The sequence below is a fragment of the Myceligenerans pegani genome, from assembly GCF_014892515.1.
GTDB classification, from domain to species: domain Bacteria; phylum Actinomycetota; class Actinomycetes; order Actinomycetales; family Cellulomonadaceae; genus Myceligenerans; species Myceligenerans pegani.
This window is the reverse complement of the sequence record NZ_JADBGR010000109.1, coordinates 159,491-173,055: the sequence shown is the minus strand read 5'-3', so window position 1 is coordinate 173,055 and position 13,565 is coordinate 159,491. Positions and strand designations below refer to the sequence as shown.

The 13,565-nt window shown below is 69.3% G+C and carries 15 protein-coding genes; 9 read left to right on the top strand and 6 right to left on the bottom strand.

Going from position 1 to position 13,565, the window contains the following annotated elements:
* Window positions 1-82: 82 nt before the first annotated feature.
* Complete coding sequence (locus IIE03_RS23740) at window positions 83-1,969, top strand: serine hydrolase domain-containing protein (RefSeq protein ID WP_192865253.1); 1,887 nt, start codon at window positions 83-85, stop codon at window positions 1,967-1,969.
* A 90-nt stretch (window positions 1,970-2,059) separates the two neighbouring features.
* Here IIE03_RS23740 and IIE03_RS26520 read toward each other — a convergent pair whose 3' ends face one another.
* The 6 genes from IIE03_RS26520 to IIE03_RS23715 all read right to left on the bottom strand — a co-directional run bounded on the left by IIE03_RS26520 (window position 2,060) and on the right by IIE03_RS23715 (window position 5,951).
* Window positions 2,060-2,191, bottom strand: a complete 132-nt coding sequence (locus IIE03_RS26520; protein ID WP_264158631.1) for a hypothetical protein — start codon at window positions 2,189-2,191, stop codon at window positions 2,060-2,062.
* Window positions 2,191-2,718 (bottom strand): hypothetical protein, encoded by a 528-nt coding sequence (locus IIE03_RS23735; RefSeq protein WP_192865252.1) that lies wholly within the window; start codon window positions 2,716-2,718, stop codon window positions 2,191-2,193. The genes IIE03_RS26520 and IIE03_RS23735 overlap by 1 nt, the downstream gene beginning before the upstream one ends.
* 132 nt (window positions 2,719-2,850) lie before the next feature.
* Window positions 2,851-3,750: a phosphotransferase gene (locus IIE03_RS23730; protein ID WP_192865251.1), complete on the bottom strand. Its 900-nt coding sequence runs from the start codon at window positions 3,748-3,750 to the stop codon at window positions 2,851-2,853.
* 37 nt (window positions 3,751-3,787) lie between these two features.
* Window positions 3,788-4,246, bottom strand: coding sequence for a glycine-rich domain-containing protein (locus IIE03_RS23725; RefSeq protein ID WP_192865250.1), 459 nt, complete (start codon window positions 4,244-4,246; stop codon window positions 3,788-3,790).
* A gap of 182 nt (window positions 4,247-4,428) precedes the next feature.
* Window positions 4,429-5,577 (bottom strand): HAD family hydrolase, encoded by a 1,149-nt coding sequence (locus IIE03_RS23720; protein WP_192865249.1) that lies wholly within the window; start codon window positions 5,575-5,577, stop codon window positions 4,429-4,431.
* 62 nt (window positions 5,578-5,639) lie between these two features.
* Complete coding sequence (locus IIE03_RS23715; protein ID WP_192865248.1) at window positions 5,640-5,951, bottom strand: hypothetical protein; 312 nt, start codon at window positions 5,949-5,951, stop codon at window positions 5,640-5,642.
* 160 nt (window positions 5,952-6,111) lie between these two features.
* Here IIE03_RS23715 and IIE03_RS23710 point away from each other — a divergent pair, with 160 nt between their 5' ends.
* From IIE03_RS23710 to IIE03_RS23675, 8 genes are all read left to right on the top strand, one after another.
* Window positions 6,112-6,606 (top strand): NUDIX domain-containing protein, encoded by a 495-nt coding sequence (locus tag IIE03_RS23710; RefSeq protein WP_192865247.1) that lies wholly within the window; start codon window positions 6,112-6,114, stop codon window positions 6,604-6,606.
* Between the two features lie 4 nt (window positions 6,607-6,610).
* A complete protein-coding gene (locus tag IIE03_RS23705; RefSeq protein ID WP_192865246.1) occupies window positions 6,611-7,822 on the top strand; it encodes a helix-turn-helix domain-containing protein in 1,212 nt (403 codons plus the stop codon).
* A gap of 193 nt (window positions 7,823-8,015) precedes the next feature.
* Window positions 8,016-8,549, top strand: a complete 534-nt coding sequence (locus IIE03_RS23700; RefSeq protein ID WP_192865245.1) for a GntR family transcriptional regulator — start codon at window positions 8,016-8,018, stop codon at window positions 8,547-8,549.
* Window positions 8,550-8,646: 97 nt separating this feature from the next.
* Window positions 8,647-9,141 (top strand): NUDIX domain-containing protein, encoded by a 495-nt coding sequence (locus IIE03_RS23695; RefSeq protein WP_192865244.1) that lies wholly within the window; start codon window positions 8,647-8,649, stop codon window positions 9,139-9,141.
* Between the two features lie 34 nt (window positions 9,142-9,175).
* Window positions 9,176-10,105, top strand: coding sequence for an inositol monophosphatase family protein (locus IIE03_RS23690; RefSeq protein WP_192865243.1), 930 nt, complete (start codon window positions 9,176-9,178; stop codon window positions 10,103-10,105).
* 338 nt (window positions 10,106-10,443) lie between these two features.
* The gene (locus IIE03_RS23685) at window positions 10,444-11,175 is read left to right on the top strand and encodes a dienelactone hydrolase family protein (protein WP_192865242.1); all 732 of its coding nucleotides are present in this window, start codon (window positions 10,444-10,446) and stop codon (window positions 11,173-11,175) included.
* A gap of 105 nt (window positions 11,176-11,280) precedes the next feature.
* Window positions 11,281-11,865, top strand: coding sequence for an NAD-dependent epimerase/dehydratase family protein (locus tag IIE03_RS23680; RefSeq protein ID WP_192865241.1), 585 nt, complete (start codon window positions 11,281-11,283; stop codon window positions 11,863-11,865).
* Between the two features lie 217 nt (window positions 11,866-12,082).
* Window positions 12,083-13,522, top strand: a complete 1,440-nt coding sequence (locus IIE03_RS23675; RefSeq protein WP_192865240.1) for a Gfo/Idh/MocA family protein — start codon at window positions 12,083-12,085, stop codon at window positions 13,520-13,522.
* Window positions 13,523-13,565: the final 43 nt, after the last annotated feature.

Here is a 13,565-nt window from a genome sequence, read left to right as displayed (position 1 = left end):
CCTGTACACCTCATATCGGCGAGCTCCGCCGCGCAATAGCTTGAGCGGCGTTACCGCGCACCAAGCCCGAAGGAGCACAAGGATGCGCATCCCAGCTGCCGAATGCCGGCGCGTGGCCGTCGCCGTGGTCACCTCAGGAATCGTCGCGACACAGTTGGCGGCACCCGCCGCGGCCCAGAGGGATACCGGGATCGAGCAAGTGGTCGCCGAGGTCATGGAGGACCATGGGCTGCCCGGAGCCGCCGTGGCGGTGGTCGCCGACGGGAAGGTGGAGACCCATGGCCTCGGCGTCAGTGACGCGACGAGCGGCGACGCCGTCGACCCCGAGCAGACGCGGTTCCCCATCGACTCCGTGACCAAGGTGTTCACCGCGACCGCCGTCATGACGCTCGTCGACGAAGGGTTGCTCGACCTGGACACCGACGTCAACGACTACCTCCGCGAGGTCGAGGTACCCGACACCTACCCCGGCCGGCCGATCACCCTGCGGCACCTGCTGACCCACACCGCCGGATTCGAGGAACGGGTCATCGGGAACCTGGCCGCGAGCGACGGCGGCCTCACCGCCGTGCTGCGCGACCGTCTGCCCGCGCGGCTGCGGCCGCCGGGAGAACTCGCCGCCTATTCGAACGACGGCTTCGCGCTGGCGGGTCTGGTCGCGGCGGATGCGCTCGGCGTCGACTTCGCGGAGGTCCTTTCGACGCGGCTGCTCGCGCCGCTCGGTATGGACTCCACCTCCCTGCTCGCCCGTGATCCTGTTCCCTTCCTGGCCACGCTCCACGGCCAGGACGGTCGCGCACTCCCGCGCGAAGGGGAGCCCCTGTCTCCGGCCGGAGGCCTCGTCTCGACCGCCGCGGACATGGGCTTGTTCATGAGGTTCCAGCTCGGCGAAGGCGACCCGGTGCTCACTCCGGATGCGAAGTCCGAGATGCACCACACGCAGTTCCGGCACGATCCGCGGCTGCCGGGCTCGGCCCTCGGACTCCGCGAGGACTACCGCGGGAAGACCCGCATGCTCGTCCACGGCGGTGACGGGCCGGGATCGCACAGTCTCATGACGCTCGTGCCAGGCCACGACCGGGGCGTGTTCGTCGTCTTCAACGGTGACGGCACCCGCGACGGAGCCGCCTCCGCCGAGCTCGCCACCGATCGCATCCTCGATCTCCTCCTGGGAAAGAGCACGAGCGCGGACGGTCCGTCCGGCACGGAAACGCCGGACACTGCCGCGGCGGCCGAATCCGGCAGCTATGGCACGACCCGCATGAACTACAGCGACTACTCCGGCCTGTTCCTCGCGCTCGGCACCGGCGTCGATGTCGCGGTGAAGCCCGACGGGTCGCTCACGACGATCGGGCTCACCACCGACCCCGGTGCCGCCGAACAGGACTGGCGGCCCGTGGGCGAGGGCCTGTACCAGGAGCGCGGTGGCTCGCGGCTCATCGCGTTCGGCGAGAGCGACGGGCGCCTCATGCTCTACGACGGTCACGAGGCGCACACGAAGCTCGCCTGGCACGAGCAGGTGTGGCTGCATCTCGTCCTGGCGATGGCGGGCTTCATGCTGCTCGCGAGCCTGATCGTGTGGCCGTTGGGAGCGGCGGTCCGCCGGCGGCGCGCAAGACGACCACTCCGGCGATCCCACGGTGAGCGCATCGCCGAGATCCTGGCTGGGGCCACCGGTCTCCTGGTCACGGCGTTCGTCGTGGCGATGAGCCTGCTGCTTGCCGACCCCGAGCGGTTCATGGTCCGCGTCCTCGAGGGCCGCCAGGACATCGAACTCGCCGCGATCCCGCTCGCGCTCGCGGTCGTGACGAGCCTCGGTATGGTCTGCGCAGCCGTCCTCGGCTGGATTCGCGACTGGTGGGGTCGTGGACGCCGCGTCCACTACACGCTCGCCGCGCTCGGGGCGACCCTGGTCGTCGGCTTCGCCATGCGCTACCACCTGGCCACCGCCCCGCTGGCGCTCCTCTGACGGGAAGTCGTTGTCATCAGCGGCTGAGACGTCGATGTGGAACTGCTTCAAGCTCAACGTGGTGAGCGGAGGCAGTTGGCGACGCTGTTGTCAGTGTCGGGCGGGCTTGCCGGATCCGGGCCAGGTCTCCGATCCGCTGCCCTTCTTCTGGTGCATGGCGGTCACGCCGTTGACGACGCCGACCCGCTGTCCGCAGGACGGGCACTTGGTGGACTTGCTCATCAGAACGCCTCAGAGATCTTGAATCTGGACTCCTCGGTCCGGCGCTGGCCGGACTGGAGGGTGTAGAACGGCGTGGAGTAGGTGCGTTCCAGGCTGTGCCAGTAGACGCAGAACCCGAACTGTGGCTGATACATGGCCTCGCGGGTGGACAGCCGCTCGACGCGGTCCATCTCCTTGTTGCCGGCGTTGTTCAGGACCACCATGAGCCATTCCTCCAGGTCCGCCATGCGGATCCGACCGTCCGCGGAGACCTTGAGGTCGATGGGCGCGGCCGGCTCGGGCGGGTTGCCCTCGACGATCCGCTCTGGCTCGTCGTAGCTGTCACCGCTGGATTTGAAGTTGGCGTTGGTCACGCTCATGTACATCACGCCGCCCGCAGGTGAGCGCAACACGATCCCGTCGGTGTGCTCTCCCACGCCCGGGTCCTTGCCGATGCCGGTCTCGCCCCAGTCCAAGCGTTCGACGCCCTCGGGTAGGTTCGCATCGATGACGGGCCACAGCCATGGTTTGAAGCGGTTGAGTCGCATGAGCATGAGCCTCTGACGGGCTCTCTCCTCTCGCTCTCAGGGGATACGTGCTGGATCGATGGCGGTGGGCCGCGACCGGGGACCTCGTTGGCGAGCCGTCGCGGCGGTTGTGGTCGTTGATGGTGCGGCCCGTCAGGTAGTGATGCGGTGTTGGGTCCAGGTACGTGCGGCCTGGACGGGTCCATCGCGGTGGGGGCTGGGGTGTTCGACGGCGAGGCGGCGCCACATGCCGTAGGTGGAGGCGGCGAAGGTGGTGACCGCAGCTGCGCTTGTGTCGGGCTGCCGCATCCCCCACGTGGTGACGACGAGCTGTCCGGCGTCGGCCGGGTCGTGGCCGGCCGCGATGAGCCGGATGGTCAGGAGCGTGGCGTCGACCCATGCCGGTCCGGTCCGTGCCCAGGCCCAGTCGACCAGGCTCGCCTGCCCGTCGGTGACCATGAGGTTCAGTTCGTGCACGTCGCCGTGGACGAGGCTGTGTCCGTCCAGGGCTTCGGTGATGCCGAGGTCGGCCCGGATGAGCCGGTCGAGGTGCTGTTTCTCCCATGGGTCGAGCGCGTCGGCGTGCCGGTCGGCAAGCCATTCCCAGCCCGCGAACCGCTGGTGCTTCCTCGCGAGCGGGGCCACGTCCGGGACGGGACCGGGGGTGAGTTCCTCGGCGAGGTGGGAGATGAGGCCGGCGACGGCGGGGATGTCGGGTGATCCGGGGCTCAGATCGGCGTGCCGGCCGGGCACGAAGGTGTACCCGGCCAGCAGCCAGTGGTCGGTCTCCACTGTCCACAGCAGGCGCGGCACATGGGCCGTGATCTCCCGCAGCCGCTGGTTGACGTGGATCTCATGCCGGTGGGCGCGTGCCTGCTGGTCGTCGAGCCGGACACCCTTGCAGAACACCGGCCCGCCTGAGGTGTCGAGAACGGCGGCGAACATGCTGTTGCGGCCCGCTTCCGGCGCGGTCGTGTGCAGCACGGTCCCGCACTCGGCTTCGACGGCTCGGCGTACGGCCTCGGGCAGGTCGTGCCACGACCAGCGGCTCATGTGGGTCTCTCCGATCGGATCAGACGAGGGTCTCGCGTCAGGTGGGTGAGCTGGTGCAGCCCTGGTGGCACTGTGAGCATTCGACGTGGTTGCCGGTGGGCCACAGTTCGGTGTCAACGTAGAACCCGGCCGCGCTGATGGCGTCGACGGTGCGTGTCAGCGTGTCGTGGGCAGCCTCCCCGGTGGTGTTCGGGTCCGCGGGGTCGGTGGGCACGTGGTGCAGGAACCGTCCGGCGATCTGATCGCAGAAACGGGCGTAGTCGATGGTGTGCAGGATGAACTCGTGCCAGCCGTGGTCCACCAGCGGCGACGGGGACAGAGCCTCGTCGGTGGTGGCGGACACGGCCAGGAACGCCAGCGCCTGGTCCACGATCCGCTCGGCCAGCGCCGTCCCGTGGCCGTGCTCCTTGGCGACGCGGTCGGCGAGCCTCTGGAACAACTCGTGGTCGATCAGCTCTCGGCCTTCACGCAGGGTGTGCTCGGTGATGGTGGCCATCATTTCCTCCAAGTTCTCTCGGTGCTTGATCGAGGTGCGGGCCGGGACCGAGGGGCGTCGGTCCCGGCCCCTCTGTGGTGCCCGCCCGGGGTGGGCGGGCGTGCGGCCGGGCGTTGTGCAAGGAGGTGCAGGAAGCGAAGGGACTTCCTGGGGGTGCGCGCCCGGCCGCAAGTCGAGTGGTGTCAGGAAGGCGGAGTGACGGGGAGCCCGAACCCTGGGGGGCGGTGGGAGTGTCGTCCGGTGACGGCGAGTGTGGAGTGCCAGTGCGCGCGGCGTCTTCCGACCTGGCCGCGGGGGAAGGTCAGGCCCGCGTCGGTGACGGCGTGTTCGATGTCGCGCATGGTGGCGCCTCGTGCGGCCGGGAGTGGGGCGTGCCGGGCCCCGTCTGTTGTGCCGGGTAGGCGGGTCCAGAGCTCGGCACCGGCCAGGTCGGTGTCCGAGTGGGTGTCGTGCCAGACCCGTACCGTCACGACCGCACCCGGGGTGCGGCTGGTGGCGGTGGTGACCGCGGCATCGAGTTGCGCGGCCAGGGGCGTGAGCCCGGACCGCAACGCTGTGGCCGGGACGAGGGAGCGTAGGACATCCACTACCCCGTTGACGTCGATGGACCCGGTGACCTCGTCGGCTACCGCGCGCACGGCCTCGGGTGCATGTCGCATCGCGACGCCGCGGGCGGCCCACTGCAGCAGCGGCGCGTCGTTGTGGCCGTCGCCGACCGCGATCGTCGCGCTCTGGGGGATGTCGAGCAGGCGGCGTACCGCCTCGATGGCTGTGGCCTTGGAAACCGTGGAAGACGTCGCATCACACCAGTCGGGCCCGGCAGGCGTGACCGTCAGCCGAGTCAACGACGCCAATACGCCGGCGTGTTCGCCGATCCCGGGCGCATGGAGCGCGACCCGCGTGGTCGCCTCCCCGGTCAGGTCGTTGTTGGTGACCACGGACTGGGGGCCGTTGAGCAGTCCGGGGCCGAACTTGCGATTGACTCTCCACCGGTCCCCGATACTCTCCACCGCGACCAAGGCGCGGGACACCAGCGCCTGAGCCTGCTGGATCAGCGGGGCGGGGTCGAAGGTGGCCGCGTCGATGACCTCGTACCCCGACGGCATCCCCGGGTCCAGGCGTACGGTCGCCGCACCATTCGAACACACCGCATACCCCTCGCTCAGCCCGCACTGCCGCGCGATCGGCAACAGCCCGACCAGACTCCGCCCACTCGCCAACACGACCTCATGCCCGGCCGCACGCACCAACTCCAGCATCTCAACAGTCTCGACCGGCACCGTCCGACCTGAACCGGTCAGAGTCCCATCCACATCCAGGGCCACCTGCATCTTGGCCCATACGGCCTGGTCGGAAGCTGCCGAGTCCGCTGTCGTCAAGGTAGTCGCGGGGCTCATCGGGCAGCTCCGTCCGGTCGGCGCAGTTCTGCGCGGACCTGGACCTCCAGGCCGTAGCGGTCGCCGGTCCACACCGTGTGCCCAGGAACGAACATCTGATGGTCCAGGGGTAGATCCAGACCGAGTTCTTGCGCGATGGACTGGCCGTCGCGAAGGTGTCGGGGCTGCAGTCCGAGGCGGGCTCGCGTGATCGTGACGACCTCGATCAGATGTGTGCCGGTCTCACGCAGTAGCCGGGAGGTGGCGCGGATCGCGTTGTGCAGTTCGGCGCTGCGTGTCTCGATCTCGTCGTGGCTTGCGATGTTCATCACTCTGCCCTTCGCCGGTAGACGTGCCGTTGTCCCCACAGGCTCTCCCGGTCGGCAGACCGAGCCCAGGGTGCCAAGAGCATCTTTCGGCGATGGACTTCTGGCGAACCATGCCACTCAGGCATGGTTCGCTTCCTGCGGCGCCGGATATGGTCGGTCCATGGATCTGCTTCCGTTCGACGAGTACGTGGCCTCGCTACCGCGCAAGCGGATGTCGGCCGGTGTGCTTCTGCGAGGCGATGCAGGTCGCGTGGTGCTGATCGAGCCGTCGTACAAGGCGCACTGGGACATCCCTGGTGGTGTCGTCGATGACGACGAGGCGCCATGGCGCGCGGCGGCGCGGGAGCTGTCCGAAGAACTCGGGCTGGTCCGGACACGGATGCCGCTGTTGGTCATCGACCACGTCTCGGCGCTACCGGATGGGATGCCCGAGGGCATCGCGTGGGTGTTCGACGGTGGCCGGATCAGCGAGGCAGAGTTGGGCGGGCTCGATCTCACCGACCCGGAGATCGTGTCGGTGGGTCTCTACGCTCTGGACGAAGCGGCCGGCAAGATGAGCGCCGACCTGGCCCGCCGTGTCCGGACCGCGCTGCACGCGGTCGAACAGGGCACGGGCCCCGTACTGTGCGACGACGGTACCCCGGCCTCCTGGTGACGACGTGTCCTACCTGGCGGAGAACGTGGCCCGGCTGCGCAAGGCCCGCGATATCTCCCAGGAAGACCTGGCCGCTCGCGCCGGGGTCGGCATCGACACGGTTGCTCGTATCGAGCGGGGAACCCGGACCTCGTGTCGGCCGGCGACGCTCAATCGCCTCGCAGCAGCACTCGAGGTCAGCGCGATCCGCCTCCTGACCGGTCCGGACAGCGCTCGAACTCGCGCGGTGGCGGATACACAGGCCCTCACTCGCATCCGGCAGGCGATCAGCAGTTCCAGAGAGATTCCCGGGCTCAACGAGTTCGCAGATGCTGAAGACATCTCGATCGGCGGTGCCGCACGGCAGACCAGTCTGGCCTGGCAGCACTACGTCGCCGGACGGCACACCGAACTCGTCGATGCACTTCCTGTCGTACTCGACGACGCCCGGCGCCTCGTCGATTCAGCGGTCGGTGACGACAAGGCCCGGGCTCATCGCGTGCTCGCCACCTGCTACCGCATCGCCGCAGGCATCGCGGGACGGCTCGGACAGGAAGACCTCGCCTGGAGCGCCGCTGAGCGCTCCTTGAGCACTGCCCGCCATTCCGACGCGCCCGAACTGCAGCAGGCGATCTCGTTGCGCTACCTCGCCTGGACACTCGTGCGGCAAGGCCGTGGTGTCGAGGCCGAGCGAGTCGCCACCCGAGCCGCCGAATCCATCCAGCCGCGCATGCTCGACAACGAACCCATCCGGGCCACCGTGTTCGGGAATCTCCTGTTCAACGCAGCCACAGCGGCCGTCCGTGTCAACGCGCCCGGCCGCGCAGCGGACCTGCTTGCCGAGGCGCGCTCGGCCGCCACCCGAACCATGACTGAAGTCGTCTCCGAAGCCGGGATCTTCAGCCTGCGCGCTGTCGCGCTCCAGGAGATCGAGCACTTGACCAAGACAGGCGACCCAGAAACCGCACTCCAGCGAGCCGCCGGCCTGCATCAGGCCCCCGGACGGCTTCCCGCCTTCTGGGAAGCCGGAAATGCCATCCGCCTCGCGTCCGCGTCAGTGGCAACACGACAGTATGACAACGCCATTGCCTACCTCGAACACGCCCACCGCCTCGCCCCGGATTGGTCCCAAGTACAGCCACTGGCAGTCGGCACCATGCGTCAACTCCTCGACCGTGCTACACGACGACGCGGCCCTCGCTTCGCCGCCCTTGCCACAGCATTCGGCCTCGGATAGCGCGGAAACCGACCAACGACCTCCGGAGGAACCTCATGCCGCCAGCGCACAGTGAGGCCGACTGGATCGCCGGGATCGCCGCTGAAGGCGTGGTCTCCATCGGTGACCCTCGCCTGAGGCACCCGCCCGCGAGGCGGACCTCGCGCCGGACACCAGGCCGAAGCGCATGTTCGTGATGGAAGGAGCAGCCTCGATGAGCAGCCACCCGCGGTGGACCAGCGTCTCGATGCCGTATGTCACCGGGGTGCCCGGGGATGCCTGGGCGGCCGAGGCGGCGGCTCAGGGAGGCACGGGCACCCAGCGGCTGCTGGAGGTCGGGGAGAAACCCGCCCCCGAACCCGTCGCCGCCGCACTTGACCTCCAGGCGGGGGACCCTGTGGTGCTGCGCTCGCGCCTCATGCTGCTGGACGACCAACCGGTGGAACGAGTCGAGTCCTACTACCCGGCATCGATCGCCCGTGGCACCAGGCTCGCCGAAACACGGAAGGTGCCCGGCGGCGCCGTGGCACACCTGACCACGCTCGGCTACCCCTCCCGGCGCATCGTGGAAGACGTCACCGCACGCCTTGCCAGCCCCGACGAGGCCGAAGAATTCGGCCTGCAGCCGCCGTCGTGCATCGTCCAGATCTCGCGCGTGATCCTGTCCGACCACGACCTGCCGGTCGAGGCCAGCATCATGACCGCCCCGGCCGACAACCGCCGCCTCAGGTACGAGATCACCCCATGAACGCTCACGACCTGCGGCGAAGATCATGCCTCGCTTCATGTGTCGAGTCCTACGAACGGGCCTCGGCCCGGCCCGCCGAATCACTGACGGAGGCTCGATGAGCAAGGCCACCCGGCGCATCGACTACTGGCAAGACCCGAGTGCGCCCAAACCCACCAGTCGCAAGACCTCGGCCTCCGTGTTCGTCCGCGACGACGAGGGACGCCTCCTGCTGCTTCGCCGTGTGGACAACGACCTGCGGACCATCCCCACCGGCGCGGTCAAGAAGGGCGAGACCGTCGCACAGGCCGGCGTGCGCGAGTGCCGCGAAGAGACCGGACTCGACGCCGAGGTCACCGGCCTAGTGGGAGTGTTCTCCACCCCGGACCACGTGATCGTCTACCTGCACGGCGACACGATCGACGAGGTACGCCAACCCATCAACATCTGCCTCCGCGCCCGCCTGACCGGCGGACACATCACGCCACAACCCTCCGAAGCATCGGACGTCGGCTGGGTCGACCCAGCCGACCTCTACGACTACTTGATCCACCCCGCTCTGCGCACCCGCATCGACCACGGACTCCACTCCACCGAGCCCTACATCACCTGACCGGGATGCCGACTACGCAGGTAGGGAAACCATCATGAGCAACCAGAGCCCGATTCCGGAACTGGCGCAGGATGTCGCGCGTCTGGTGACGTCGATGATGGGTCAGATCCGGCCGCGGCTGGTCCAGGCGGCCGTGACCGGGCGGCGCGGTGAGAATGAGAACGTGCGCCACCAGGGCAACTTCTTGTCCGACTTCGACCTGTGGATGCACGAGCGGTACAAGGAACTGCTGGTCGAGGTCATCCCGTCCTTCATCTACGCCTCGGAGGAGGACGAGCCCGAAGTCGTCGGCAGCGACCCGGACCCGGACCTGTGTGTCCTGGTCGATCCGCTGGACACCAGCGAGCTCGCGGTACGCGCATTGAACGGCTACACCCACATCCTCATCTACTCCCGCTCCTTGCAGCGGCCCGTGGCCGCCATCGTCGGCGACATCTTCCACCACGTCCAGCTCTACCTCGCTGCACGGGGCGAGGATGGCGTCGACCGGGCGTTCCTGATCACCGCCGACGGCGACCAGCATGCCCTGACCCGGTCCTCGGCCCCACCTCTATCACGGGCGCTGGTCACCAACTACCTCATGCGCCCGGCCGAACGGTTCGGGCCTCTGGCGCGACAGCAGCGCTTCCTCGACCTGCTCAGCGCCCCTGCGGCGGACGGGAAGAAGAAGGGCAGGATCGGCGTCGACTTCGGCTCCATCAGCCTGTGCCACATCGCCGCCGGGTTCACCGACGCCACCCTGGAGATTGCCAAGGGCTTCGCCACCTGGGACCTGTCCCCCGGTCAGTACATCCTCCACGCCGCCGGTGGCACCACCACCGACCTGGACGGCAAGCCCATCCCGCTCGATCTCGGGCTCAACACGCTCCCGGAGATCACCAACGCCATGAACACCCGCCAGAAGTTCATCGCCGCAGGCAGCCACCCCCTCGCCGAAGAGATCCGCAGCGCGATCGAACCGTAGAGCCAGCTGCTGCTGTCAAACGAACCCCGGATCACCTCGACGCCATCGAGTCCGTCGACCGCATGCCTGACATGCACACCCTCACCACCGTCCAGAACTGGCTCCACCGAGAGCGAATGACGGCGTGGGCAAGCGGCTCGTGCCGTCCGGCCGCCGAACTCGGGAAATCTCGTTGGCAGGCCACGGCAACCGCTGCTACCGTCCCAGAGGCCGTGCGAGAGATCGAGGAGGTGGTACCCGTGAACGCAGTACTGACATGGGTGCTCCCCTCCGGGGTCACGGTCGGGCGATAGGTCGTCCGGGAGCGCCGTTCACGAGCACTCCCGAAAGGCACGACCATGCGATTCATCTCCGAACAGCGCCTCGACGACGACGTCCTCGAGCGCGAGTTCACGCTCGGCGAGATCCCCGGCATCCTGTGGACATCCGGGTCCGCCTCCGCGCCGGCGCCGCTGGTCCTGGTAGGCCACCCCGGCGGACTGCGCGCGATGTACCCGCGGCTGGTGGCCCGCGCCCGGCAGTCCGTGGCGAACGGCTTCGCCGCGGCCACCATCGAGCTCCCCGGGAGCGGTGACCGTCCCCGCGATCCCGCCGCCGAACAGGCCCGCGCCGACCTGCGCTGGGCGCTGGAGGCCGGCGAGCCGGTCGGCGACGAGATCGTCGACGCCCTCGTGCTCCCGCTGGTCGAGAAGGCGGTCCCGGAATGGCGGGCCACCCTGGACGCCCTCCTTGCGCTGCCCGAGATCGACGGCCCGGTCGGCTACTCGGGCGGCGTGATCGCCATCGGGGTCCGCCTGGCGGCGATCGAACCGCGCATCGTGGCGGCCGGCCTCTTCGCGGGGAGCTTCGTCCCCCGCGCCACGTTCGACGACGCCCGTCAGGTCACGATTCCGGTGCACGTCCTGCTCCAGTGGGACGACGAATGGAACGACCGGCAGCAGGCGCTGGACCTGTTCGACGCTCTCGGCAGCAGGGAGAAGGCGTTGCACGCCAACATGGGCGGACACACCGGCGTCCCGGCGCACGCGGGGGACGACGCAGCCACGTTCTTCGCCCGCCACCTGAAGTAAGGCCGGGCTACGGGCGGCGGTGGCGAGAGCAGTGCATGCCGGTTGAAGCGGTTGGCAGCGGGTATGGCTTTGCCCCGTGACGCGACCCGTTCATAGGGTGATCCGGTGCGTATCTTCCTCGCCGGGGCGACGGGCGTGATCGGGTCCCGATTGCTGCCGCTGCTCGTCGCCGCCGGCCATGACGTCGCGGGGACGACGCGCTTGCGCGAACGCGCGGGCATGATCGAGAGAGCCGGCGGCAGTGCCGTCGTCGTGGACGTGTACGACGCCGAGGCGCTCACCTCCGCCGTCGTCGACTTCCGGCCCGACCTGGTGATGCACCAGCTCACGGACCTGCCCGACGATCCCGCGGAGATCCCGGCGCGGGCCGTCGCGAACGCGCGGATCCGGACGGAGGGGACCGCCAATGTTCTCGCGGCGGCGCGAGCCGCAGGCCCGGCTCGTGTATTCGCGCAGTCCATCGCCTGGACGCCGCCCGGGCGGGGCGATGCCGTCGCGTGGCACGAGGCCGCTGTGCTGGACGCCGGCGGGGTGGTGGTCCGCTACGGGCAGTTCTACGGTTCGGGAACGTACTACGAGGCGGAGCTGCCCGCGCATCCGCGGATCCATGTGGACGAGGCCGCGAGGCGGACGGCGCCGCTGGTGGAGGCGAGCCCGGGGATCGTCGTCGTGACGGACCCCGAGGACTGAGCCACGATCGTTCTCGCGGCCTGGTCGTGCGGGGATGTGCTACCCGCCGGGGCAGTGGCGGCTGGGCCGGTTGCCACGCGGCCAAGACGTCGAAGGCACGGCAGGGAAGCGCTTTCCAAAATTGCCTCCGGCTGAGTATTGTCATGAGGCGACCCAGTTCGTCGACGATCTGCTCGTCGATGTTCCGCCTGTCGATGACGACCCCGAGGAGCGCACCATGCCCGAGCCGACAGCCGAGCGGCCCGAACCCCAGCCGAACGCCCCCACGACCGAGCCGATCACCGGGTCCACCCACGTCCCGGCACCGATCGACGGTCCGCTTCCGGAGGGCCGCACCCGCTACGCCGTCGTCGGGACGGGTCACCGTGCGGCGATGTACATCGACGCGCTGATCGGCGCGCACGCCGCGGACGGCGAGATCGTCGCCTGGGTCGAGCCGAATCCGGTGCGCGCGGCGTTCCACGAGGCGCGCGTCGCCGCGGCGGTCGGCGGGGAGCGCCCGGTGTACGACCCGGACGACCTGGAGAAGGCGATCGAGACCGAGCGCGTGGACCGCGTGATCGTCACCTCGATCGACCGGACCCACGGGGACCTGGTCAGTCGCGCGCTGCGTGCCGGGGCCGACGTCGTCGTCGAGAAGCCCATCGCCGCGCACGCGGACCAGGCGCGTCAGATCGTCGACGCCGTCGCGGAGACCGGGCGTGACCTCGTGATGACCTTCAACTACCGGTACGCGCCGCGGAACTCCGCGCTGCGCGAGGTCATCGCCTCCGGCGAGATCGGCCGAGTGCTGTCCGTGCACTTCGACTGGGCGCTCGACACCGTCCACGGCGCCGACTACTTCCGCCGCTGGCACCGCGAGAAGGTGAACAACGGGGGGCTGCTCGTGCACAAGTCGAGCCACCACTTCGACCTGGTCAACTGGTGGATCGACGACGCCCCGCGCCGGGTCTTCGCGGCCGGCGGCCGCATGTTCTACGGCGACGACGCCGGCCACGCGAACGGCTACGAGCCCACGGAGACCGAGAAGAAGCTGAACGACGGCGGCGTCGACCCGTGGCACCTCGACGTCGACAAGAACGAGTGGTTGTCCGGGCTCTACGGTCCGGAGGCGCAGGCGCACGACGGCTACGTCCGCAACCGGTCCGTGTTCGACGCCGGGATCACCACCGAGGACACGCTCAGCCTTGTCGTCGAGTACGCGAGCGGCGCCACGATGAGCTACTCCCTGACGGCGCACTCGCCCTGGGAGGGTTACCGGGTGGTGGTCAACGGGACGCGCGGGCGGGCCGAGCTCGACGTGGTCGAGCGTGGATCCGTCACGTTCTCCGCGGAGGGGGCGGCGATCCTCGATCCGAGCGCCACCGACGCCCAGGCCGAGGATCCGGTCCGCCCGGCGGGCGAGCGGCTCGTGGTGCAGCGGCACTGGGAAAAGGCGGAGGAGCGGCCGATCGTCGCGGTCGGTCCGGGCGGCCACGGGGGTGGCGACACGCTGCTGCTGCGCGACGTCTTCGCGCCGTCGGGCGAGACCGACCCGCTCGGACGGGCGGCGGGCTATCGCGACGGCATCCGGGCCTCGGCGGTCGGCTACGCGGGCAACGCCTCCCTGGAGACGGGCGACCCGATCCCCCTGAAGGACCTCGACCTGGCTCTCTGACGCGGACGCCCCTCGCTGCGCAAAGACAGGCTTGCGCGGTCGA

Excerpts from the sequence above, each read along its gene's own strand:
- IIE03_RS23740 (WP_192865253.1), top strand. The coding sequence starts at position 83 with ATGCGCATCCCAGCTGCCGAATGCCGGCGCGTGGCCGTCGCCGTGGTC.
- IIE03_RS26520 (WP_264158631.1), bottom strand. The coding sequence starts at position 2,191 with ATGAGCAAGTCCACCAAGTGCCCGTCCTGCGGACAGCGGGTCGGCGTC.
- IIE03_RS23735 (WP_192865252.1), bottom strand. The coding sequence starts at position 2,718 with ATGCGACTCAACCGCTTCAAACCATGGCTGTGGCCCGTCATCGATGCG.
- IIE03_RS23730 (WP_192865251.1), bottom strand. The coding sequence starts at position 3,750 with ATGAGCCGCTGGTCGTGGCACGACCTGCCCGAGGCCGTACGCCGAGCC.
- IIE03_RS23725 (WP_192865250.1), bottom strand. The coding sequence starts at position 4,246 with ATGGCCACCATCACCGAGCACACCCTGCGTGAAGGCCGAGAGCTGATC.
- IIE03_RS23720 (WP_192865249.1), bottom strand. The coding sequence starts at position 5,577 with ATGCAGGTGGCCCTGGATGTGGATGGGACTCTGACCGGTTCAGGTCGG.
- IIE03_RS23715 (WP_192865248.1), bottom strand. The coding sequence starts at position 5,951 with ATGAACATCGCAAGCCACGACGAGATCGAGACACGCAGCGCCGAACTG.
- IIE03_RS23710 (WP_192865247.1), top strand. The coding sequence starts at position 6,112 with ATGGATCTGCTTCCGTTCGACGAGTACGTGGCCTCGCTACCGCGCAAG.
- IIE03_RS23700 (WP_192865245.1), top strand. The coding sequence starts at position 8,016 with ATGAGCAGCCACCCGCGGTGGACCAGCGTCTCGATGCCGTATGTCACC.
- IIE03_RS23695 (WP_192865244.1), top strand. The coding sequence starts at position 8,647 with ATGAGCAAGGCCACCCGGCGCATCGACTACTGGCAAGACCCGAGTGCG.
- IIE03_RS23690 (WP_192865243.1), top strand. The coding sequence starts at position 9,176 with ATGAGCAACCAGAGCCCGATTCCGGAACTGGCGCAGGATGTCGCGCGT.
- IIE03_RS23685 (WP_192865242.1), top strand. The coding sequence starts at position 10,444 with ATGCGATTCATCTCCGAACAGCGCCTCGACGACGACGTCCTCGAGCGC.
- IIE03_RS23675 (WP_192865240.1), top strand. The coding sequence starts at position 12,083 with ATGCCCGAGCCGACAGCCGAGCGGCCCGAACCCCAGCCGAACGCCCCC.